Here is a 24,555-nt window from a genome sequence, read left to right on the forward strand (position 1 = left end):
GACGGCGACATAAATAAAATCAAATAGGAAACGCCCCACCCATGAATGATAGCCACGATCTACGCCTGATTATTGAATCTCGTATTCCCGTGGTTATCATCGAAACTTGGGAAGAAAAACGTGCATTAACACTGCTATCAAAGCTGGGGATTCAACTTGGCACGCCGGTATTTGCCTGGTCAATCACCGATGGTTTGCGCCGCTGCGACTACGACCAAGCAAATAGCCAAGCCCTCACCACTGAGCCAGAAGCCGCACTTAAACATATACGCAGCGCCAAACTCGCTGGCATTTATGCACTCTGTGATTTTCATCCGTTTTTAAATGACGAACCCCGCATCATCAGACTGATTAAAGACATCGCCCTAGATGCTGAAGAAACGGGGCAGTGCCTTATATTAATCAGCCACGCCATCGATATTCCCAGTGAATTCAAGCGCCACAGCGCCCGCTTTAGCCTTTCTGTTCCCGAAGATCACAAGCTCCGCGCCGCGGTTTACAAAGAGGCCCAAGAATTCAGCAACACCAAAGGTCGCAAAGTTAAAACCGACCGAGACGCGCTAAACAAACTCATCAGTAATTTACGTGGCCTACCCTTAGACGACGCTCGCAAATTAGCGCGGGGCGCCATCTTTCAAGACGGCGCTATTACCCATTCCGACATCGCCGCTGTAAACAAAGCCAAATTTGAACTACTGGATATGGACGGCGTACTCAGTTTTGAATACGACACCGCCAACTTTGCCCAAGTTGGCGGACTGTCAAAATTAAAAGATTGGCTAGCTAAACGTGAACACGCTTTTAACCAACACAGCGAGGACTCACCCAAGGGCATTATGCTAGTTGGCGTACAGGGCGGCGGTAAAAGTTTGGCCGCCAAAGCCGTTGCCGGATTATGGGGCTTGCCACTGTTGAGAATGGATATGGGCGCCCTCTACAATAAATTTTTTGGCGAGTCAGAGCGCAATGTACGCGAAGCCCTAGCGCTGGCAGAAACCATGTCGCCCTGCGTACTGTGGATCGATGAAATTGAAAAAGGTATCGGCAGCGACACCCACGACGGCGGTACCTCACGACGAATACTCGCCACTTTATTAACCTGGATGGCAGAACGCAAACACGCAGTATTTGTTGTCGCCACCGCCAACGACATCCAGCGCCTGCCACCAGAGCTGATCCGCAAAGGACGACTCGACGAAATCTTCTTTGTAGATTTGCCCTCAGAAAAAGTCCGCCAAGATATTTTTGCTATCCACCTTAAAAAGCGTAACTATGCGCTCCAAGACTTTCGCTGCGCCGAACTCAGTGCCGCCAGTGAAGGATTCACAGGGGCGGAAATTGAGCAAGCCATCGTCGCGGCCCGCTATTCCGCCAATGCCCGCAATGAACAATTAACAAGCGCTCATATACTCCAAGAAATTTCTAATACCGTACCGCTGGCAATTACCATGAGCGAAAATATCGATGCCCTGCGCCACTGGTGCCAAACTCGGGCGGTGGCTAGTGACTAGAACCGAGCCTTAAATTGCAATTTGCGGCATACTGGCAAACTAAATTTAAATCCCACAACGGACGCACCATGCCATTACTGTCGCTCACTCAACTGCTCTGCCCCATAGACCAGAAGGAGCTACGACAAGATGGCAATACCTGGCGCTGCCAAAACAAGCACTGCTTTGATGTCGCCAAGCAGGGTTATGTCAATCTGCTACCGGTACAAAACAAAAAATCCTTAGACCCAGGCGACAGCAAAGAAATGATTGCTGCGCGGCGTGATTTTTTAAACAGCGGCGTCTATCAGCCCATCGCCGTCGCGCTGGCAAAGACCCTTGCTGGCCTGTGCAAAGAGCACGAGCAATTATCTATCTTAGATGCGGGCTGCGGCGAGGGCTATTACCTGAATGCGGTCTGTGAGCAGCTATTACTCAATGATGTTGAGTTAACGGCAACTGGGTTGGATATTTCTAAATGGGCGGTGCGCAGTTGCAAAATCCGCAATCCAAAACTTAACGGTCTAGTGGCTAGCAATCGCCAAATACCCCTACCAGATCACAGCCAAGATATTGTGTTATGCACTTTTGGATTTCCTGTTTTCGAGGAGTTTAAGCGGATATTAAAGCCCGGCGGTCACATAGTGATGGCCGACCCAGGCCCCGAACATTTAATAGAATTACGCAGCCAAATTTACGAGACAGTACGCCGCAATCCGCCTGCGGATATAAATGCCGCCCTCATCGATGACTGGCAGTTAAGCGATAGCATCAATGTGCAATTTACGACACCCCCACTCAGCGCCGAACAGTTTGAGCAATTGCTGGTGATGACGCCACATCTCTACCGCGCTAGTCGCGAAGGTCGCGAACGCGCCGCGAAGTTGCAAAACATGCCTGTCAGCGGCGACGTTCTAATTCGCGTTATTAGTCATGGTTATCAGGCTTGATATCGAATTACGGATTTAGTACGAAGAGAAATATCTGAAAGGAAAAATTTAAATAAACAAAAAAGGTGATCCGCAACTAGCAAACTATCGCTGATCACCCAATAAAATTAAAGTACATTACGCGCAATGATCATACGCTGAATTTCACTGGTGCCTTCGTAAATACTGGTGATACGCACATCTCGCGCCAAACGCTCCAGCGGGTATTCGCGGTTATAGCCGTTGCCACCTAATATCTGCAAGCCAGTGTAACAAGCGCGATTTGCTGCCTCAGTAGCGAACAATTTCGCCATGGACGCCTGCTTACCAAAATCGCCGCCACTCTCTTTGGTAAACGCCGCCTGCATCAGGAGCAAACGCGCCGCTTCCATTTCTGTGTAAGCGTCGGCGAGCATCCACTGCAAACCTTGGAAATTCGAAATCGCCTGGCCAAATTGCTGGCGCTCTTTGGCGTAATCGCGGGCGTAATCTAAAGCCGCTTCACCCAAACCCAGCGCCAGTGAACCAATGCCAATACGACCGCCGGCGAGCTCACCCAGCGCAACTTGATAGCCACGGTTTAAGGTGCCCATTAAGGCAGACGCAGGGACGCGGCAATCATCAAAATACACTGGATTTGTGGCTGAACCTTTCTGACCCATTTTTTCTTCGGCGGGGCCAACGGTCAAACCGGCTGTGTCACGTTCAACCAAGAAACAGGAAATGCCCTTGCCACGCGGCGCGTCTTTATCTGTCACCGCCCACACCACAAACACTCCGGCGTATTCGGCGCTGGTGATGTAGGCTTTGGAACCGTTCAGGACCCAGCTATCGCCATCGCGCACTGCTGAGGTTTTCATGCCCGAAGGGTCTGAACCCGCACCCGACTCAGTTAAACAAAAGCCGGCCGCCAAATATTCACCTGAACAAATCTTAGGCAGGTATGTACGCTTTTGATCTTCGCTCGCAACGGCCTGTATAACCTCGGCCACCATATTGGTCACCGACACCGTCACCGCAGTAGACGCACAGCCCCGCGCCAAACCGGTAATAGCAAGGCTAAAGGCGATAGAACCCGCCTCGGTGCCACCTAAGTCGGCGCCGATGTTCAGGCCCATAAAACCAAGATCTGCGAGCTTTTTAAGATTCGCTAAAAACTCTTCCTTACCTTTTCCTTCATCCAATTTAGCCGCGTTTGGCACCAGCTCTTTAGCCGCAAAATCCGCCGCCGTTTGCTGGATAAACTGCTGCTCTTCACTGAGATTTAAATTCATGCACCTAACCTTGCTATTTGAAATTTGAAGAAAAATAAAAACAGGAGATGCTCGGCACCCCCTGTTTTAAAGAGGCTATATACGCTCGATGATAATCGCGGGCGCCATACCACCTGCGGTACACATGGTAATTAAGCCGCGCTTTAAATTACGACGCTCTAATTCATCTAAAACTGTTCCGATGAGGATTGAACCCGTCGCACCTATCGGGTGACCCAAGGCCATTGAGCCGCCGTTGACATTAATCTTGTCACGGTCAATATTCAGCTTGCGGATAAAGCGTTCCAGCACTACAGCAAAAGCTTCGTTGACTTCAAACAAGTCGATGTCATCTACCGTTAAGCCCGCTTTCTTAAGGACTTTTTCTGCTGCCGCAACCGGCGCATTTAGCATTAAGGTTGGGCAATCACCCATATTCGCCATTGCCACAATTTTTGCCCGCGGCTTCCAGCCTTGCTTGGTTGCGTACTCCGGCGAGGCCAATAAAATTGCCGCTGCACCATCGACCACGCCCGAAGAATTACCCGCATGGTGAACGTGGTTAATTTCAATATCAGGATACTTTTGCTGCATTAATTTGCGATAAGTTAGACCATTTTCATCCAACTCTTTATCGGCCAGCGCAGGGAAAGAGGGCTTGAGTTGCGACAAGGTCTCTAAGGTCGTACCTGGACGTGGAAACTCTTCTTTATCCAAGGCCAAACTGCCGTCTTCGTGATAAACCGGCACAACACTTTTCTTGAAATAGCCATTCTCAATAGCATGAGCCGCACGCTGCTGACTAACCACCGCCAACTTATCTAAGGCTTCACGATCAATGCCTTCTAATGTTGCAATGGTATCTGCACACACACCTTGATGGCTTTGCGGATGACGTTCGCGCAGGCGCAAATTGCCGCTGTCCATTATTTCTGGCAAGCCATTGTCGTGGCCATAGCTAGACATCATCTCGGCACCACCGGCAATGACAAGGTCTTCCATGCCAGACATAATCGACGCCGCTGCTATATTCACACTGGTAATACCTGAACCACAAAAGCGATCCAGTGTTACACCGCTTGAGCGAATATCGAAACCCGCATCCAAGGCTGACATCCGCCCCATATCCCCGGCGTGACGACCGCGCTGACAACTTGTGCCCCACACGACATCATCCACTTCGGCGGTATTTATTTTATTGCGCTCAACCAACGCTTTTAGCACGCAGGCACCCAGTTGCTGCGGGTGAATCTCTGCCAGTGCGCCCTTGCCTAATTTACCTATGCCACGGGGTGTACGGCAGGCGTCTATAATCCATGCTTCACTCATAGTTAATTCCTCAATCGTTTATAAACCAAACACGTCTTAACGAAGGCCTGCTCTGGCCGTACTTAAGGCGCTACCAGCGGTAAGCCAGTGCTTATTTTGGTTGCATCCGCAAACCGGCATCCATGCGGATACACTCGCCGTTGATGTAATCATTCTCAATAATACTGGTGACCATATGCGCAATTTCAGGCGCGCGGCCAAGACGCTTAGGGAATAAGGGTGTGCTGCTCAGGGCTTGATAAACAGGCGCAGGCAGCGACTCAAACATGGGAGTATTTATCAGCCCAGGGGCGATGGTGTTTACACGAATACCCACGGTTGATAGGTCCCGAGCAATCGGCAATGTCATGCCCACAATACCGCCTTTACTGGCACTGTATGCGGCCTGACCAACTTGTCCCTCAAACGCGGCAACAGAGGCGGTGTTTACAATCGCACCGCGAACACCGTCTTCGTTGTCTGGCGTGTTCTTGGCCATTTGCTCGGCACATAGCCGCAGTACATTAAAGGTCCCGGTTAAATTTACAGCCAAGGTTTTTTGCCATAAATCCAAGGGGAAGGGGCCATCTTTACCTAGGGTTTTACTGCCGGTAGCAATGCCCGCGCAATTAACACAGATATGAATAGCACCAAATGCCGCCATAGTGGCGTTCACACCGGCTTGCACAGATTCTTCACTAGTAACGTTAACGTCGGCAAACATCACCGCATCACCAAGCTCAGCAACCGCCGCTTCACCCGCCGCCGCATTCATGTCGAAAATCGCTGCTTTGGCACCAAGGCTCACCAAACGCTTCACTATTTCTAAACCCATGCCCGACGCGCCGCCGCTGACAACCGCTACCTTACCTTTAATGTCCATTATCAAGCCTCCAAAAATTGGGAATGCATCACGCAGGGGTGACAATATTTTCTAGCGGCTCATACTCCATTCAATACACAAAGAAAACAATGACGCAAAGCAAGACAAAAATAGACATTTTGTTATAATGGCAAACTCCTCCAAAGCGAGCGCATATCGATGCGATCCCCCAGCATATCCATTTACTTTATTCAGGCTTGCCTAAAAAACCTAAGCCACAGACCCGATACGCAGCGGGAATTACTGGCTAAAAATCATATTTCTCCCGCTATTTTGCAATCGACCACCGCCCGCGTGCCGGCAGAAAATTATGCCGACCTGCTGCGCGACACCATGCAAGAAATGGATGATGAGTTAATGGGTTACGGCAGCATGCCACAAAAATTAGGCTGCTGGAGTACGATGGTAGAACTAGCGGCCAACTCAGCTAATTTGGGAGAGGGCTTAAAAAAGCTCACCCGCTTCTATCGCCTCGTTCCCTGGGGTTTAGAAACCAGATTAAGCACCGATAATAATGGCAATGCCTATGTTTCCTTAAGCCACAGCAACGACGCACACGGCCGCAGGCAATTTGATCCCTATTTATATGAATCATTTTTGTTCTACATTCACCGCACTGCGAACTGGCTTATCGGCCGCCAAATTCCGCTGCACGCCGTCGATTTTTGCTTTGCAGAAACGCAGCACCGTGCGGTGTATTGGGATATGTACTTTTGCAAAGATATTTATTTTCAGCAGCCCCTGTCGCAACTGCGGTTCTCCGCGTCGATGTTGGAGCTACCGGTGGCGAAGTCAGCTCAGGCAATTAGCGCGTTTTTAATACATGTGAATCAGGCCATGATCACGCAAATCTACGCCCAAAAAAGCTGGCACTACAAAGTCAGCACGCGACTGGAGTCACAACTCAGCGACAATCCCTCCTTTGGTGATTTTGCCAAGGGCTTTAATATTCACCCCCATACCCTGCGCAACTACCTTCGCGATGAGGGTTTTCAATACCAAGATATAAAAGATCGTGTCCGCCGCGACAGCGCCATTTTCTATTTGAGTTCGCGGGGTAAAAGCGTAGAGGAAACCGCCGCATTAACAGGATTTTCTGAAGCCAGCGCATTTATTAGAGCCTTTAAAAAATGGACAGGAAACACCCCCATCCACTACAAACGCAAATCATAAACCCGCTCTTAATGGCTGAATTTTTGTCGGTATGAGCGCGGGGTCAATCCTGTTTTGCGCTGAAACAGCCGGTTAAATGAGCTTATATCGGTGTAGCCAATACGCTGCACAATTAGCTCTGTTGACAGCCCCGTACCCTCCAATAATTTCTTAGCCGCCTCAATACGCACATTTTGCAAATAGCTGTTTGGCGTGTCGCCCACCGCCTCTTTAAAACGGCGCATTAAAGTACGGGAGCTAACGTGGAACTGGCCGGCGAGCGCGTCCAATGAAAATGGCTTACTGAGATTTTTTTCGAGACAGTCCTGTACCGACCTCACCAGCGGATCGCTGTGATCATGCTGGCGCGGTAAAATTAAATACGGCGCTTGCTGGGTTAAATTGGTATCCACCAACAGGGTTTTTGCACATAGCGACGCCACCGCCTTCCCCATAAAGCGCTCAACTAATACCAAGGCCGCAAGCATCTCGGCACCATTGGCACCGCCGGTAATGAGTCGAGATTCGTCAACCAATAATTTACTCGCGTCTAAACGAATATCCGGATAACGCTGCCTAAACTGCTCAGCCAGCCACCAGCTCGTAGTCGCGCTGCGACCATTCAGCAAACCTGTTTCTGCTAATACAAAGCTGCTGGTGCAATGTGCACATACAATACAGTCATTCGCATATTGGCGAGCAAGCCACTCAATTATATTGCTCATTGCCGCCAACTTTTGACTGAACATTCGTCCGCCGGGGTAATTCATTGCCGGCACCACAACAATACTGCCCGCCTCCGCTTCTAGTAGCGCGCCATCAACCGCAACCCGCAGACCAGATGCAGTTTTAACCGGCAGCCCATCTTCCGACAATACCTGCCAAGTAAACCCACCTTCCCGCCCCTGATACTGCTCACGCCAATGGGAGTTCGCGACCAAATACAAATCCTGAGGATTCGCCAAACTCCCCGCATAACAGCCCTCATAGGCCAACACATATACTTTTGGCATCCCGCTCTCCACCTATCCTTAAGCGCTAGTGTCTATATCAGCATATTTAATGTCAATACAGACACTACCTCCACCGCGCTTAAGACACTAAAGTAACTAACTCAAACAGGCCCTAAAAGAGTGTTTCAATATGTCCCTACCTGAGCTGCTTAAAAACAGACTGCAATTACCCGCTGTAGCCGCCCCGATGTTTCTGGCGTCTGGCCCAGATCTTGTTATCGAAACCTGTAAAGCAGGCATGGTCGGTTCATTCCCAGCCCTAAATCAACGCAGCAGCGATGGCTTTGAGGAATGGCTGAATACCATTAATGCCGAGCTGGCGAGCTTCGAAGAAAGCACCGCTACCAAACCCGCCCCCTTTGCCGTTAATTTGATTGTGCACAAAACCAATCCACGCTTAGAGGCTGATCTCGCTCTCTGTGTAAAGCACAAGGTGCCAATCATCATCACCTCTTTGGGCGCAGTAAAATCGGTTATTGACGCAGTACATAGCTACGGCGGCCTAGTTTTTCACGACGTAATTAACGCTCGCCATGCCCGTAAAGCAGCGGATGCTGGCGTCGATGGCTTAATCGCCGTATGTGCTGGAGCCGGCGGCCATGCCGGTAGCACCAATCCCTTTGCACTGGTTGCGGAAATACGGGAATTTTTCGACAAGACTTTATTACTAGCCGGCGCCATTTCAAAAGGTAGCGATATCGCTGCGGCAAAAGTGATGGGGGCTGACCTCGCCTATATGGGCACACGCTTTATCAACACCCAAGAAAGCCTGGTACAGCCGGAATATAAACAAATGATTGTTGATTCCGGCTCTAGCGATATTGTTTACACACCAAATATTTCCGGTGTCTTCGCTAACTTTCTTAAGCCGAGTATTGTTAATGCCGGATTGGATCCCAACAACTTAGCGCCAAAAACAGATGTCGATTTTGGCGAAGAGCTAGAAGTGGATGCCGACCATAAATCCGGTGACAAAGCCGGTGGCGCCTGGAAACAAATTTGGTCTGCGGGACAAGGCGTTGGCGCAATTAACAACATTCCCAGCACGGCAGAATTAGTTGCCAAGCTGAAACAGGAATACCAAGAAGCGGCCTCTGCACTAAAGTAAAAATTAAGATTTTCTCATTACAGCGCCGATTAAAATATCGGCGCTTTTTTATTTTCTTCTAACATTATTTTTCAGTAATCCTCCTCACAAAAAACGCTAAGTTTACAGTCTATACATTGCACCCATATTGAACTTTCACCGCCGCTCACACCCATAAATTTACAACTATATAACTAAATCAATAACATCAAAGTCTGAAGGCGCCCAAGGAAACCCAATATTTTATTAGCAATTAATATAAGCCAACATAACAAGGACTTATTGGTAATCTTGCGAATCAATTAAATTCACATTAATAAGGCCGCAGCCCCCGAAAAACCTGCGCATAGTGTTGATTTTTATAAGCAAGCTCACGCAAACTGTTTACTCAAAAAAGAACGCACCAAGCCCGAAGATGCCGCAACTGCGGCTGTAGTAATCGGCTAGCTCAATGACACTAGCTGAGCGCACACCCGCGCTCATAGACACATAAAACAGACGAGGAAATCGTGCATGAAGCAACTGTCCCAATTTGATTCCATATTCGTCTATAACGAAACCACATCCACACCGCTACACATCAGCCCAATACTGATATACGACCCCAGCACCGCGACTGACGGACTAGTTAGATTTAAAGATATTCTCGCTAAATTTAAAGAGCGTATTCACAAGTCGCCGGTATTTCGTAGAAAGCTCGTCCGCGTTCCATTTAATCTCGACAGCCCCTATTGGGTTGAAGACAAAAACTTCGATTTAGAATTCCACATTCGCCATATCGCACTTCCTCAACCGGGTGACTGGCGGCAGTTTTGTATATTGCTAGCGCGTCTACACAGCCGGCCACTGGATTTAAACAGACCGCCGTGGGAGGCATATATTATTGAAGGTCTGGACAATATAAATGGCATGCCAACTGGCTGCTTTGCGATGTATCTTAAAATTCATCACAGTGCCATTGATGGTGCAACCGGTAATCAGATCATAGAGGCACTTCACGACCTTGAACCGAACTCGGTGATCATCACTGATCCCGATAATTGGGAAGGAGAGGATGAGCCTAGCTCATACATGCTACTCAAAAACGCTTATTTGAGTATGTTCAAATCGCCCAAAAAAGTGACCCGCTTAGTTAAGCAAATAATCAACTCACGCCGCGAAGAAAACAAAGGCTATGCTGGGAAAGCCTTTGAAAATCACGGCGTTAAGGATCGCATACGCTTCAATAATACGGTAACACCACACCGCGTTTTTGGCGGTCTGCGCATGGAGCTACAGGATCTAAAGCAGATTAAAAATACCGTCGGAGACTGCACATTAAACGACGTATTATTGAGCATTGTTGGCGGCGCGATGCGCAATTACCTGCTAGAAAAAAATGAGCTACCCGAAAACTCACTCGTTGCTGGCGTCCCAATTAGCACCCGAACCAAGGAAAACAGCAATGCCGATGGCGGTAACGAAGTTGCAGGCATGCGCTTGCACCTTAGGACCGATATAGAAGACCCCATAGAACGACTCAAGTTAATACACAGCGACGCTACCACCACTAAAGCCTATGCCAACGCAGTCGGCGTTGAATTGCTATCAACCATTGTAAATTCCATCCCATCTGGGCTCGCATCACTGGGTATGCGGGTAGCGGCGAACACTGGTCTGACAAGTAAAACACCAGTCTTCCACACCATCGTTACCAACGTGCCGGGGCCCCAATTTCCAATGTATATGTGTGGCGCAAAAGCGATGACTTGGCTAGGCGCGGGCGCACCGCTAGACGGTGCAGGTTTGTTTCATACAGTAAACAGCTATTTTGGCGGCGTTTTTCTAACATTTATCTGTTGTCGCGAAATGATCCCAGACCCCGACTTCTACCACCAGTGCATCAATAACGCCTACCGCGATTTGCTGAACGCAGCGGAGGCCTTGCGTCAGCCAGCCGCTGACAAAACAAACTCGACATCAAAAGTTGCGCCAAAGAGAAAGCCGCCGGCTAAAAAAGCTGCGAGCAAAATAAGCGCAGCGGCAGATAGCCCAAAATAATTTTGGCCATATTTTAGACACAAGGATTATAAGCACTGTGAATTACTTTAATTTAAACGGAAAAGTTAGCCTGATCACCGGCGCCTCAAGCGGATTAGGCGTGCACTTTGCCAATGTATTAGCAAATGAGGGCGCGACGGTTATTCTCGCTGCGCGCCGCACCGACAAATTGGCCACCGCCGTCGACGCAATACGCGAAGCTGGCGGCAAGGCTTTCGCCATCCCTATGGATGTTTCAAATGCTGAAAGTGTCGCGAATGCTTTCGCCACTATTCAAAGCGAACACGGCGGTGTGGATATACTCGTGAATAACGCCGGTGTCGCCGATGACCCCAAGAAATTTTTAGATACCACAGAAGAAGATTGGAACTGGGTCATGGAGACCAATCTAACCGGCGCATGGCGAGTTGCGCGGGCGGCCGCTTTGCAAATGAACAGCAACAATACCGCCGGCAGTATTATCAACATTGGCTCTATCTACGGACTGCACACCGGCGTGATGAAGGTTGCCTACAATGTCTCTAAGGTTGGTGTTGTTCAGCTTACCAAGTCTATGGCGATGGAGTTGTGCCGTAAAAATATTCGCGTCAACGCCCTCTGCCCCGGCTGGTTTGTGACCGAAATTAATGACAGCTATTTTTCATCGGAAAGCGGCCAACGCTATATTCAGGGTTTCCCCTCCAAGCGCCTTGGAAAAATGGAAGACCTAAGCGTACCCTTGCTGTTATTAGCCAGCAATTCCGCAGGTGCGTATATGAATGGCACAACGCTGACCGTCGATGGCGGCTTAATTGAGTCCCCTATCTAATAGCATTAAATCCATCACCCTGATCACAATGAGCACTGACATGACAAACGCTAGCGCAGTACGCAGTTTTAATGAACTTATCGCTAAGCACGCCGGTGCTCAGCCAGACAGCAATGCCACAATATTTAACGGCCGGAAAACCAGCTACGGGGAACTCGACAAAATCAGTAACCGATTCGCCAACGCCTTGCGTGATGCCAATATTCGCAAAGGCACACGGGTCGGCATACTGGCAAAAAACTCTGACACCTACCTACAACTGCTGTTCGCATGCGCCAAGGTCGGTGCTGTTACTGTGGGACTAAACTGGCGACTCGCGCCCGCCGAACTTAGCTACATTGCTAAGGACAGCGACATGGAATTACTATTTGTTGGCGCTGAGTTTTTTGATACGGCGGAGATCGTTAGCGCCGCCGCACCAAAGCTAAAGCACATCGTCAGTCTCAATAATGCATATCAACAATGGCCGGCAATAGCTGACTGGACGAGCGACGACGACAAGCTACCCAGCATTGCTGTTTCTCCTGACGATGCCGCATTGCAACTATATACCAGCGGCACCACCGGTCACCCCAAGGGGGTAGTACTAGCCCATAAAACTTTTTTTGATCCGTGGATTTATGACGCCGACCCACTAATGGCCTGGAACGACATAAACCAAGACGAAGTGTGCTTATTGGCAATGCCCTTCTTTCATGTCGGCGGTATCGGGCTCTGCTTTATGTCGCTGCGGGCTGGTTGCAGCGCGGTGATTGTGCCCGAATTCTCACCTATGGAATTTCTCCGCCTAGTGCCAGAGTACAAAGTGACAAGGACCTTCCTAGTTCCCGCCGCGATACGCACAGTATTACTGCTACCTGCTGCCGCCACTACCGATTGGTCGTCATTAAAACTTGTTATTTATGGTGCAGCACCCATGCCAGAGGCCTTACTCCTTGAGGCACTAAAAATACTCAAATGCGACTTCACCCAGCTATATGGCATGACCGAAGTCTGCGGCGCCGTTGTACATTTACCACCACAAGATCATATCGAAGGTAGCCCGCGCTTACGCGCCGCGGGAATTCCCATACCCTCAACCCGCATTAAAATCATCGACGGCGCTGGCCAATTAGTCAAACAAGGAGAGGTCGGCGAAATATTACTCAGCAGCCCTGCGGCAATGCATAGCTATTGGAAAAATGCGGACGCTACTGCTAAAACACTGGTTGACGGTTATATTCATACCGGCGACGCGGGCTATCAGGATGAAGACGGCTATCTTTATATCTTCGATCGTGTCAAAGACATGATTATTAGTGGCGGCGAAAACATATACCCAATTGAAGTTGAAAACGCGCTATACCATCACGCCGATATTAGCGACGTAGCGGTAATTGGTATTCCCGACGAAAAATGGGGTGAATTAGTGGCCGCCGTAGTCGTCGTTAATGCTGGCTGCACCCCGACTGAAAGCGAATTAATAGACTACGCCAAAGCGCAGATCGCCAGCTATAAATGCCCGAAGAAAATTATCTTCACCGAGGAGCTGCCCCGCAACGCCTCTGGAAAAATACTAAAGCGCGAGCTAAGAAAGCCATTTTGGGAATCACTAGAGCGCAAAATTTAAACTCAATCATCACACCATTCCCAAGCGCGACACCTGCCCCATTTGACCAATGGCAAAAAATTATCAATTTTTTGCCATTGGTACAGGCTATCCACAGCACATTCAGTCTATAGTATTAACTAAACATACCGCTGTGCGCATGCCTGTCACAATTCAGCAGTAGCGTTATTGATTGATAATAAGCAGAAGTGAAGATGCCTGTATTCTCTAAAAACGTATTAGCCGTCGCTATTTTTAGCAGCTTGATAGCCTGTAGCAATACCGAGATTCGCGACGTTGCGACATTGGATATTCAAGCACCCAGTAGCGAACAGGTCACCGCCCTATTATTGCCAAAGCAAGGCAGTGAAGGCGTAGATGTCAGCATTTATCCAGAAGACAATATTCTGGCGATGAACGCTGAAATGCGCTATTTCGTAGAAGAAAACGTACCTGCTGCACTTTCTCCGCGAGCCCGCTTGAGCTATCTGCTCGACAGCATGGTTAGACCCTCGCAACTGGGACTAAAATATGACCCCGGCATCACCTTAAATGCCACCGAAACCTTTCAACAAAGAACCGGAAACTGTTTGTCGCTCACATCGTTATTTATCGCCTTAGCACGGGAGGCAAAACTTACCGTCTACTACAATGAAGTCACTATTCCGCCGAGCTGGGACATGGTCAGCGATAACAGCATGGTGTTTTACAAGCATATTAATGCGGTAGTGGATTTTGGTGACGATGGTAAAGAAGTCGTTGACCTAAGCGTGGACAACTATGAATACCACTACCCGCAACATCGAGTCACCGAGCAGCAGGCCGCCGCCCAGCATTACAATAATCGCGGCGCGGAATACCTTAATCAGGGAAACAATGAAAAAGCAGACTTATATTTTCGTCGCGCTTTATTTTTAGACCCACAAGCAGGGCATATTTGGGGTAACTTCGGCACGTTATTACGCCGGCAAAAGCGCGTTGCTGAAGCCGAAATTGCCTACCGGCACGCTCTGACCCTAAACCCCAGCGACCAAGTCGCCATTAGCAATCTGGGGCGGCTCTACCGTGAGCAAGATAATAAGGAAGAAGCCCGCAAGCTCGAAAAAATTGCGGAAAGTTTCCGCAGGAAAAATCCATTCTGGCATTTTAGCCGCGCTAAAGCAGAGTATGAAAAAGGCGATTTCGACGAGGCCTTAAAATTTGTTCAACAGGCCATTCGCCTTCAAAAAGATGAATACCGCTTTTATCGATTTGCCTCTTTAATCTATTTCCGCCAAGGGAAATTGGTGCGCGCCCAACAATTTTCCGACAAGGCCAGTAGATTAAAGCTCAGCACCAATTAATTGGCAGCGGCCACAAAAAAGGCGCCTTTCGGCGCCTAATTCAGCAAATCCTTTGCTTATAACATCCAAGTCACTTATCAGTATTTCCAGCTCAAACTTAGACCAACACTTGTGCCTACTTCTTGCTCAAGTATTTTTACATTAGTACCCGAACTGTTCTTCTGTTCAAACTCGCGACTAGAATCCAGCAAGTTCGTCAGCTTCACTTTTAATGACAAATTTTCGGTTGGGTAGTAATTATAAATCAGATCTAAAGAACCAAATGGCTGCTCAAACGCATCATCATTACCCGAAGTACCTGCAAAGAATATGCGCTCACTAGACACGTTATACAGCAGAGAAGCACTGTGGCGCTCATCTGGCGAATCGTAACCAAGCGATGCGTTAACAACGTATTTAGAGTGACCCGTTAGGCGACGGTCGGTATTTGTTACTTCGTTATTGCTGGTGATCGAAATTTCCGAATCACTTAGCGTCACATTACCCGACAAGAAGAAGCCTGCTGGCAAGGTTTTTAAACCCTCAAACTCCACGCCGTAAACTTCACCGGAATCACCGTTGATATAGCGCAATACGGTATCATCATCTGAGCCCGCGCCTTCAACCTGTTCAATTGGCAGATCTAAGTCTTTGTAGAACAGCGACACGGTAAAATTGTCACCGCCTTCATAGTAAAACTCGCCGCGCAAATCGTAGTTACGGATCTCGGTAGATTTCAGCGCCGGATTACCAAACACCCGCACACTTAGCTCTGGATCAATATAAGCGACATCTGCGAGCTCACGTAAATCTGGGCGAACAACGGTATCACTAACACTAAAGCGCACTTGAAATTCTTCTGCCCCAATCAAGCCCAAGCCTGAATAGGTAAGCGCAAAACTCGAATAAATATCGTCATTCTGGAAAGCAAATGTTTGATCTGGATCCTGAAGCTGATTAATCAATTGCTGATTAAAGACGCCGGTATAGTCGAGCAAGTTAACAGGCAATACCGCTTGCTGATATTCTTCCCAGCGTGCCCCTACCGTCAAACGCCACTCTTCGGTCATACGAAAATCTAGGCCGCCGTATACCGCAGAAATTTTCTGCGCAGCAACATAACTTTCGTTACCAAAACCAGATCCCATCGAGATATCAAATACATTATTCAAGTCGTTGATGCGATCATCCGTAAATACCGTTTGCGGCGTGCCAACCGTTGCATTGGTACCAACATTGGCGGTGTAGCCATAGTACTCACGAGATTTTTCAGAATTCCACCAACCGCCGGAAACAGTGAGCTCACGGCCATCGATATCAATTGGCAATTCCGCTCGTCCACCCCAGCTTTCCACATTATCTTCTAGCGACAAAAAGGCGAACTGACCCGCGGTAGATGATTGTGAAATAAAGGGAGTTTCTGGCGATGTTGTTCTATCGATAGAGCCAGAGAATGTTGTTGCATTTGGAATTTCTGTGGTCGCCTGCGCGTCTGAGTAAAACCAATCTAAACTCAGCATTTCAAGCGCTTCGATGGGTGAAAATTCACCCAAGCGGTGCTTGCCAGACAATTGGGTTAATTCCAATTCGCGCTCTTCTAAGCGCGTTACGTAATCCACATCTGGACGATTCTCAGACGCTGGGTTGTTGTTACTAAACCCTGTCGTTATACGTGCTTCGTCCGCATCGTTTTGAATGAGGTAGTGGCTAAGCTGCAGGGTATTGTCATTTGCGTATTCCGCACCTAACACAATCGCCAAGGTTGTGCGCTCCTCGTAAACAGTTCTATCTACATTCGAAAAACTGTCATTCGGACTACCGATACTGCGCTTAACTTGGTTTTTATTGCGGTATTCTTCGTCGTAAGCACCGCTTATAGAAGCGCCTAAAACAAGATCATCGCTCACATCCCATGCGTTTCCAAGATCAACTTTAATATCGCGATCGGGATCAAGACTAGATTTTTTAATACCGACATTGGGATTCAGCGAGCGAATTAAGTTGCGCTGAATTTGCTCAGCCTCGTCGCGAGAAATTCCATTTCCTGCGTCATTTTCTACATCAAGAATATTGCTTTGTGACAAATCGCCTTTGTAGCGATCAATCGCGCCAGACAAAGCCTTGGGCATTGATCCACCGCTGCTAGCATAAGTCAGACCGTCATCGCTCTCGGTATTTAATCCAGTGCCAATACTTACTGCGGCAACCGGCCCCGTAGGAACACTGCGGGTACGGATATCAATCGCACCACCACCAAAGTTAGCTGGCAACTCTGGGCCCCAAGATTTTTGTACCTTTAGCGATTCAACAATACTCGAGGGGAACAAATCCAGCGGAATAACACTGCGCGCCAAATCAGGTGAAGGAACCGCCGCGCCGTTAACAGTCACATTGCTGTATCGCTCGCCAAGGCCTCGAATATAAATAAATTTATTGTCTACTAGCGTCACGCCGGTAACACGGCGCAGCGCAGCGCCAATGGTACTATCACCAGCGCGAGAGATGGCTTCAAAGCCAAGGAAGTCTGCAGAATAAGGTAATTCTAGACGTTCGTCAGTTAACGAGGCCGCTACACTTTGTAGCCTACCGACCACAACCACTTCTTCTAGTGCGATGGGGCGAAACTGGTCACTGTCATCTGACGCGTCGCTCTGGGCAAATGCGTAGCTCATTAGCCCGCTGCTTGCCAACGCTACCGCTATTGGAAGCTGCTTTCGCGCAAATCGTTTAGTTAGCATAATCATAATCCTAAGTGCTCAGGAAAATGCTCTCACGAGCGGAGAGCGTTCTAGCGCTGTTACTGACGGGCCGAAGCCCGTCTTTCCTGTTTTACAGGGTATTGCCGTATAACTTAGGGATTAAGTGGAGCGCTTAAACCTACAGTCCAACCAGCCAACCAGTCATCGCTTGCGCTGGCGCCGCCCAGGTAGCTAGGCTTTTTGAAGTATGAGTTCACTGCAGATACGTCGGTTAGATCGGCAGCTTGATTAAACGCTGGCGTTCCATCTGCCTTGGTAATAGTTGCCGCTGTCTTATATCCGCGAGTACCAACACCACCGACGATCAGGCTTTGAGCTGGAATATCTGTACCAGTAAGCACTACGTTCTTGACGTTATCATTCGCAGGAGTATCCGCATTGACACCACCGCCGTTTAACCAGTTTGCTAGATCAAACGAGCCCTTTGTCGCGTCGCCGCTCACTTTCAATGGTTCGCTACATGCAATCAAGTTACTGCTCGCCTTACTCACTTTAGCTTGTGCAGCGTCGATAGTTTGTGGACCTTCTGTATCGTCCAACTCAACACACTCGTTACTCGCCATATCTACAGCGTTAGAAGTGACGATTGAGTTATACATTTGGAAGAAGGCACCTTCGCGGAACAATGGCCCTTCCGAGTCACCTTTAGACGTTGCGTTAATACCGCCGTTTTGATCAATATTCGAGGTGATACAAGTCATGTTCGAGATGATCAGATTAGTTGTTGGCGTAATACCATCGCCGCGGCCTTCACCGGTGTTATCGCCTTCGATACAGCGGTTAGAACCTGAGGTGTGAACAACCACAGCATATTGGATCATGCCGTTGTAGCCTTCAGAGTAATCGATTGAGTCGTCACCCACGTTCACAGCCACTAAGTGATCTGCATTTGCCGCGCCACCAAAGAATTCAAAACCGTCATCTTTAGATGTGTACGCTTGAAGATAACTTAGGGTCGTGCCGCTACCAACGCCATTAAATGTGAAGGCATTCAGCTCATTGCCGTCAACAACTTCGAAACCTGCGTGTTTCACAACTACATATTTCATTACACCAGAACTCTCAGCGTTGTTGTTACCGCCGTAAGTAGCTGGCTGACCTTCCGCTTCTTGGTGACAGTTGTGCGGATTATTTGAGGTTGCAGAGAAATCACTCACTGAACCAGTACCTGAACCAGTTGCAGTACCGTCATGACACTTGTTGGTCATGCCATTACCGTTAATTTGCAAACCGCCCCACAAACCACGATCGTCTTCAGTTGCAAAGCCATCAATGTCTTCATCGGCAGTGAAGATGATTGGCGCCGTCGCAGTACCATTTGCGAAAATTTGTGAGCCGCGAGTTATACGCACATAGCTATTTTCGTTTTTAAATACCATCGTTACACCAGCTTCAATATTCAGCTTGGTGCCTTGGCCTTCCTGTAAAACTGGCGTTCCTGACGCGGCAGCTTGGCCGTCTACGTCTTCGCCTATAAACAAACTGCCATCAAACTCATGCACACCAGGAATAGCAGCAAATGTTACTTGATCAGCAGTAATAGGATTATTCGCACTCACAAATGAGCTGCTGTATGAGCAGTCACCAGATGAATACGTACCTTGTACCGTAGAGCCATTTTTAACGTATGACGCGCAGGGGTTATTAGTGCCGCCACCATTGTTACCACCGTTAGAACCACCGGTGCTGTTATCGACAGTTGTAGGGTTTAGATTAATATCGCCACCACCACATGCCGCCAGTAACAAGGCAGATGACATTGCTGTCAGTGCAAAAAGCTTTTTCATATTTACTATCTCCGAAACCAACTCTAAGGATTTTCTAGGATTGAATTTATGTAGCGTATGGTAGGGAGACTTGGTGACAGATATGTGAATAGTATGTTTCAGTTATGTGACAACTTCAGAAAATTGAAACCAATTATTCTTCATATTCACAGAAAAGCTAGACATGACTCACAGTACAATAATCGGCGTTGAGAGTCGTAGGGCGGAAACAGAAACAAAAATGCCGCTGAAAGCAGCGGCATTTTATATGAGCTAAATGAAATTAGCCGAAGGGGTGGCGCAATACAATGGTTTCTACGCGATCAGGGCCGGTAGAAATAATATCAATAGGCACGCCAACAATTTCTTCAATGCGGCGAATATAAGCGCGCGCATTTTCTGGCAGCTCATCTAATGATTTAGCGCCAACCGTAGACTCCGACCAGCCAGCCATATCTTCGTAAATTGGCGTGATGGTGTCGTAATCTTCACAGTCAAATGGCGCGGCAATCGACTCGCCCACTGGATTTTTATAATCGACGCAAATACGCACGGTATCTAAGCCATCAAGTACGTCGAGCTTGGTCAGGCACAGCCCAGTCACGCTATTGATTCTCACCGCTTGCCGCAAGCCAACGCCGTCAAACCAACCGCAGCGGCGTGGACGTCCAGTAGTGGCACCAAATTCATGGCCTTTTTTAGCGAGATACGCACCAGTGTCATCAAATAATTCAGTAGGGAATGGACCACTACCCACACGGGTTGTATAGGCCTTGGTAATACCCAGGACATAATCTAAATACAGTGGGCCGAAACCGCTGCCTGTAGCAGTACCGCCGGCGGTGGTATTTGAAGAGGTTACGAAGGGATAAGTACCGTGGTCGATATCCAGCAATGAACCCTGCGCACCTTCAAAGAGAATATTGGCACCCTCTTCACGGTATTTATGCAGAACGCTGGTAACATCAGTGACCATCGAACGCATTTCTTCTGCCATACGCAGTGCATCATCAAGGGTCTTTTGATAATCAACCGCCTCAACCTTGTAGTAAGAGGTAAGCATAAAGTTGTGATATTCCATCACTTCCTTAAGTTTTACCGCAAAGCGTTCGGCATTGTATAAGTCACCTAAACGCAGGCCGCGACGCGCCACCTTATCTTCATAGGCGGGGCCAATACCGCGACCGGTTGTACCGATTTTCGCCTCGCCACGCGCAAGCTCACGAGCTTGGTCTAAAGCAATATGGTAGGGAAGAATTAAGGGGCAAGCTGGACTCAGGCGCAAGCGCTCACGCACAGGCACGCCTTTGGCTTCAAGCTGAGCCATTTCTTTTAATAGGGCATCTGGCGCCAATACCACACCATTGCCAATCAAGCAGGTTACGCCTTCACGCAAGATGCCTGATGGAATTAAGTGCAGTACTGTTTTTTCACCGCCGATAACCAAGGTGTGTCCCGCATTGTGACCACCTTGAAAACGGGCAACAGCCGTCGCCTGATCTGTAAGTAAATCGACGATCTTGCCTTTGCCTTCGTCGCCCCACTGGGTGCCCAGCACCACTACATTCTTGCTCATATCCGCTTCTCTGGATAAAGGTTAATACACTGACTCGCAAGCTCCGAGCCTAATTAATTCAGCGATTCAACGCACCACTGTTCTTTCTCTTTACGAATTATCCGGTCGCATGCTGCATCGGCATCCTGCCCCGGTAAACCGCAAATCACCTTCTCACCAGACTCGCGCAAAGACTGAACAAACTGCCATTGCGCAAGACTTGGATCATAAGGAGCAAATATTGCCGCAGCCTCTGACACCGGCGACAGCAAACCCAAAAGGGCTTTTAAATCTATACTGAATCCCGTCGCTGGACGGGCTCGGCCAAAGACTTCGCCAATATCGTCGTAGCGACCACCCGAGGCGAGCGCTTGACCGTGCTCCCGTACCAATGCTGAAAACACAACACCGGTGTGATAGTGATAACCACGCAGCTCTGCAAGATCAAAGTAGAACTGCAAATCTGGAATCCGCTGGGCCAGCGCTTCGGTCAACTGCTCTAAACTGGCAATCGCCTCAATCGCTTCTGGAATCGCAGCAAACACCTGCCGACCCTTGGCCAGAACATCTTTGCCGCCGTGTAATTCATTTAGCGCCAAAAGCTGCTCGGCAACCCTGTCGCTGGCATCAAGCGCCGCTACAAATTCACGCAGTTCGGTCTTGGCTTTGCGCTGCAAAATATCGAAATAACTGGCTTCTTGTTCGGCATTCAGCGCCGCAGCCTTAATCACCGCACGGTAAATACCCACATGGCCGGTGTCCAAGGTAATGCCATCGAGACCAGCGACCCGCAAGGTCTCCAACATCAGGCAAATAATTTCTAAATCACTGGCTGGGCTATTGTCGCCGTATAATTCCGCACCCAATTGAATGGGGGAGCGGGATGCCAATGGCTTTTTCGGTTTGCTATGCAGCACACTGCCTGCGTAGCACAATCTAACTGGGCCTTCGCGCCCTAAGCTGTGCGCATCTATGCGAGCGGCCTGCGGCGTAATGTCGGCGCGCAAGCCCATCATTCTGCCGGTAAGTTGGTCCGTGACTCGGAAAGTCAGCAAATCAATATCACTGCCCAAGCCCACCAGCAATGACTCGGTATATTCCAGCATAGGTGGAATCACCAACTCATAACCCCAGCGTTTATAAAGGTCGAGAAGTTGCCGACGCAATGCTTCAACCTGTGCCGCTTGTGCGGGCAACAGTTCTTCAACACCGTCCGGAAGTAGCCAACGATCTACCGAAGTCATACGCGATTTTTGCTCTCTTGATCGGCTTTCAGACTTTATCGCAGCAAACTCAATAATATGAGGCCCGATAACATACTTATTAAACCGGCAATGCGGACAGTTCGACTATCCATATCTGCCATTCGGTATGCAAACAACCGCCAGCGTTCTGGACTCAAAAACGGCAGCACACCCTCTATAATAAGTACCAGACTGAGAGCCACTGACAGTTCCTGCCACATGCGCTTTGCCTGCCACAAACATAAAAAATCCGCGCTGCCCAAAGACGTTTCGGTCTCGGATCAGCCCGGATCTGTAAATGATACCATACTCCCCGCCGTAGCGAGGAGTATAAGGATAATTATCGCTTATCCGCGCCCTGCTTCAGGTAACGGAAAAACTCGCTTTCGCTGTCGACAACCAAGAGGTCGCCTTTATTGCTAAAGGATGCTCGGTAAGCCTCTAAGCTGCGCACAAAAGCATAGAACTCTGGATCAGCACTATAGGCCGCGGCGTAAGTACGCGCCGCCAGTGCATCACCCTCACCACGTAAAACCTGCGCATCGCGGTAGGCATTTGCACCAATAACGGTGCGCTGGCGATCGGCGGTAGCGCGGATTTTCTCTGCCAATTCGCGACCAGTCGAACGATGCTCACGGGCTTCCCGCTCACGCTCAGACTTCATCCGGTCGAACACAGATTGACTAACCTGCGAAGGCAAATCGATACGCTTAACCCGGACATCGACTAGCTGAATACCAAATTCTGTCGTGGTGATCTCGTTTAGGTCACGGGTTAAATCTGTCATTAACAGATCCCGCTCGCCAGACACCACTTCGTGGAAAGTCCGCTCACCAAATTTATTCCGCAAGCCAGTATTAATACGCTGAGCCAATAAACCTTCAGCCCGCACTTCTTCGCCGTTGGTGGCGGTATAGTATTTCTGGGTATCGATGACACGCCACTTGGCGTAAAAATCCACATCGAGTGGTTTTTTCTCAATGGTCAGAAAACGCTGAGTAGGCGCATCCAAGGTCAGAATACGACGCTCAAATTTACGTACCATGTGTACAAACGGCGTCTTAACATGCAGACCTACCGCAATATCAGGATCGACGATCTCACCAAATTTGAGCAACACCGCACGCTCAGTTTCGCGCACGATATATAGAGAGTTAAACGCCAGTACCAGTGCGCCCAATAATAAAATTACGACGGTAAAAGAACGATTTCCCATCTTAACGGCCCTCCCTGCGGGTGGTCTGCGTGTCGCGACGCAACTGCTCAACCACTTTGTCGGTTAAGGTGCGAATATCAATTTCTTCTTGAGAACCCTTGCGCGTCGTCGCGGACTTTTCTATCAATTTATCCAGCGGCAGGTACATCATATTATTGCCGCCATCGACGTCTACCATCACCTTGGTTGCATCGGTGTACAGGGTTTCCAGAGCATCAATATACAAACGCTCACGGGTCACCTTTGGTGCCTTGCGATATTCGGTATACAGGTTTGCAAAGCGTTGCGCTTCACCATCTGCCCTGGCCACAACCTGCTCTTTATATGCCTGCGCCTCTTCTAATTGACGCTGAGCAGCACCGCGAGCTTCTGGAATAATGCCGTTTGCATAGGCTTCAGCTTCGTTCTTTAAACGCTCGCGATCTTCCTTAGCGCGGGTCACATCATCAAAAGCGTCCTGCACCTGAGACGGCGCCTGGGCATCTTCAATATTGACCTTGGCGACCAAAATACCGCTTTGATAGGTATCCAAATAGGCCTGCAAACGCTGCTGGGTATCGACCGCGATTTGCTCACGACCTTCAGTAATCACCTGATCCATTTTTGAGCTACCAACAACGTGGCGCAGCGCACTTTCTAAGGCGTGCTCTAAGCTCAACTCGGGGCTTTTTACCTTGAGTAAGAAATTGGCAGGATCAGCAACGGTGTACTGAACAGACAAGGCAACATCAACAATGTTTTCGTCTTCGGTTAACATCTGCCCGCGACTAGCAACACCGCGTACTTTAGTGACGTTAATTTTATTAACCTCATCAACCAGCGGCGGATTCCAACGCAAACCCGGCATGACGGTTTCGTGGTATACACCAAGCCGCAATACTACTGCGCGCTCCTGTTGATCAACCTGATAGAAACCAAATAAGCCCCACACCACAACGGCTAACACACCAATAATCGCCAGTGTGCTTGCGCCGAGTTTCACCTCGCCGCCATTACCGCCGCTAGGACCTTTACCACCACCGAAAATGCTGTTTAGCTTTTCCTGCAGTTTCTTAAGCGCCTCATCTAAATCCGGCGGCCCTTGGTTTTTTCCACCCCAAGGATCATTATCTTTGCCACCACCCGGCTCATTCCAAGCCATA

At 48.9% G+C, this 24,555-nt stretch carries 19 protein-coding genes; 8 read left to right on the plus strand and 11 right to left on the minus strand.

The window, feature by feature from the left end:
* Window positions 1-41 precede the first annotated feature (41 nt).
* Together C0068_RS02605 and C0068_RS02610 are read left to right on the plus strand one after the other, a co-directional pair.
* A complete protein-coding gene (locus tag C0068_RS02605; protein ID WP_103682936.1) occupies window positions 42-1,511 on the plus strand; it encodes an AAA family ATPase in 1,470 nt (489 codons plus the stop codon).
* Window positions 1,512-1,579: 68 nt separating this feature from the next.
* Window positions 1,580-2,440: a putative RNA methyltransferase gene (locus C0068_RS02610; protein WP_103682937.1), complete on the plus strand. Its 861-nt coding sequence runs from the start codon at window positions 1,580-1,582 to the stop codon at window positions 2,438-2,440.
* A 107-nt stretch (window positions 2,441-2,547) separates the two neighbouring features.
* Here C0068_RS02610 and C0068_RS02615 read toward each other — a convergent pair whose 3' ends face one another.
* The 3 genes from C0068_RS02615 to C0068_RS02625 all read right to left on the minus strand — a co-directional run bounded on the left by C0068_RS02615 (window position 2,548) and on the right by C0068_RS02625 (window position 5,863).
* Window positions 2,548-3,693: an acyl-CoA dehydrogenase family protein gene (locus C0068_RS02615; RefSeq protein WP_103682938.1), complete on the minus strand. Its 1,146-nt coding sequence runs from the start codon at window positions 3,691-3,693 to the stop codon at window positions 2,548-2,550.
* A gap of 75 nt (window positions 3,694-3,768) precedes the next feature.
* Complete coding sequence (locus C0068_RS02620; RefSeq protein ID WP_103682939.1) at window positions 3,769-5,001, minus strand: acetyl-CoA C-acetyltransferase; 1,233 nt, start codon at window positions 4,999-5,001, stop codon at window positions 3,769-3,771.
* A gap of 91 nt (window positions 5,002-5,092) precedes the next feature.
* Window positions 5,093-5,863 carry an SDR family NAD(P)-dependent oxidoreductase gene (locus tag C0068_RS02625; protein ID WP_103682940.1) on the minus strand — a complete coding sequence of 257 codons (771 nt, stop codon included), beginning with the start codon at window positions 5,861-5,863 and terminating at the stop codon, window positions 5,093-5,095.
* Window positions 5,864-6,022: 159 nt separating this feature from the next.
* On the opposite strand from C0068_RS02625, the gene C0068_RS02630 reads away from it, so the two are divergent.
* Window positions 6,023-7,036, plus strand: coding sequence for an AraC family transcriptional regulator (locus tag C0068_RS02630; RefSeq protein WP_103682941.1), 1,014 nt, complete (start codon window positions 6,023-6,025; stop codon window positions 7,034-7,036).
* Between the two features lie 8 nt (window positions 7,037-7,044).
* Here the strand turns inward: C0068_RS02630 and C0068_RS02635 are convergent, their stop codons facing one another.
* Window positions 7,045-8,028 carry a GlxA family transcriptional regulator gene (locus C0068_RS02635; RefSeq protein ID WP_103682942.1) on the minus strand — a complete coding sequence of 328 codons (984 nt, stop codon included), beginning with the start codon at window positions 8,026-8,028 and terminating at the stop codon, window positions 7,045-7,047.
* A 130-nt stretch (window positions 8,029-8,158) separates the two neighbouring features.
* Here C0068_RS02635 and C0068_RS02640 point away from each other — a divergent pair, with 130 nt between their 5' ends.
* From C0068_RS02640 to C0068_RS02660, 5 genes are all read left to right on the plus strand, one after another.
* A complete protein-coding gene (locus tag C0068_RS02640; protein WP_103682943.1) occupies window positions 8,159-9,136 on the plus strand; it encodes an NAD(P)H-dependent flavin oxidoreductase in 978 nt (325 codons plus the stop codon).
* Window positions 9,137-9,628: 492 nt separating this feature from the next.
* A complete protein-coding gene (locus C0068_RS02645; RefSeq protein WP_103682944.1) occupies window positions 9,629-11,155 on the plus strand; it encodes a WS/DGAT/MGAT family O-acyltransferase in 1,527 nt (508 codons plus the stop codon).
* A 37-nt stretch (window positions 11,156-11,192) separates the two neighbouring features.
* Window positions 11,193-11,963, plus strand: coding sequence for an SDR family NAD(P)-dependent oxidoreductase (locus C0068_RS02650; protein WP_103682945.1), 771 nt, complete (start codon window positions 11,193-11,195; stop codon window positions 11,961-11,963).
* Window positions 11,964-12,003: 40 nt separating this feature from the next.
* Complete coding sequence (locus C0068_RS02655) at window positions 12,004-13,572, plus strand: long-chain-fatty-acid--CoA ligase (protein WP_158249901.1); 1,569 nt, start codon at window positions 12,004-12,006, stop codon at window positions 13,570-13,572.
* Window positions 13,573-13,766: 194 nt separating this feature from the next.
* Entirely contained in the window at window positions 13,767-14,894 is a 1,128-nt protein-coding gene (locus C0068_RS02660) for a tetratricopeptide repeat protein (RefSeq protein ID WP_103682947.1), read from the plus strand.
* Between the two features lie 77 nt (window positions 14,895-14,971).
* Here the strand turns inward: C0068_RS02660 and C0068_RS02665 are convergent, their stop codons facing one another.
* From C0068_RS02665 to hflK, 7 genes are all read right to left on the minus strand, one after another.
* The gene (locus tag C0068_RS02665) at window positions 14,972-17,611 is read right to left on the minus strand and encodes a TonB-dependent receptor domain-containing protein (RefSeq protein WP_103682948.1); all 2,640 of its coding nucleotides are present in this window, start codon (window positions 17,609-17,611) and stop codon (window positions 14,972-14,974) included.
* 113 nt (window positions 17,612-17,724) lie between these two features.
* On the minus strand, window positions 17,725-19,419 hold the full coding sequence (locus C0068_RS02670) for a beta-helix domain-containing protein (protein WP_103682949.1): 1,695 nt from the start codon (window positions 19,417-19,419) through the stop codon (window positions 17,725-17,727).
* Window positions 19,420-19,681: 262 nt separating this feature from the next.
* Window positions 19,682-20,974, minus strand: a complete 1,293-nt coding sequence (locus C0068_RS02675; protein WP_103682950.1) for an adenylosuccinate synthase — start codon at window positions 20,972-20,974, stop codon at window positions 19,682-19,684.
* Between the two features lie 53 nt (window positions 20,975-21,027).
* Window positions 21,028-22,197 (minus strand): ATP phosphoribosyltransferase regulatory subunit, encoded by a 1,170-nt coding sequence (locus C0068_RS02680; protein WP_103682951.1) that lies wholly within the window; start codon window positions 22,195-22,197, stop codon window positions 21,028-21,030.
* 35 nt (window positions 22,198-22,232) lie between these two features.
* Window positions 22,233-22,418 (minus strand): DUF2065 domain-containing protein, encoded by a 186-nt coding sequence (locus tag C0068_RS02685; RefSeq protein WP_103682952.1) that lies wholly within the window; start codon window positions 22,416-22,418, stop codon window positions 22,233-22,235.
* Between the two features lie 119 nt (window positions 22,419-22,537).
* Window positions 22,538-23,413, minus strand: coding sequence for a protease modulator HflC (gene hflC / locus C0068_RS02690; protein WP_103682953.1), 876 nt, complete (start codon window positions 23,411-23,413; stop codon window positions 22,538-22,540).
* A 1-nt stretch (window position 23,414) separates the two neighbouring features.
* Window positions 23,415-24,554 (minus strand): FtsH protease activity modulator HflK, encoded by a 1,140-nt coding sequence (gene hflK, locus C0068_RS02695; RefSeq protein WP_103682954.1) that lies wholly within the window; start codon window positions 24,552-24,554, stop codon window positions 23,415-23,417.
* Window position 24,555 lies beyond the last annotated feature (1 nt).

The organism is Zhongshania marina, from assembly GCF_002915595.1.
GTDB classification, from domain to species: domain Bacteria; phylum Pseudomonadota; class Gammaproteobacteria; order Pseudomonadales; family Spongiibacteraceae; genus Spongiibacter; species Spongiibacter marinus_B.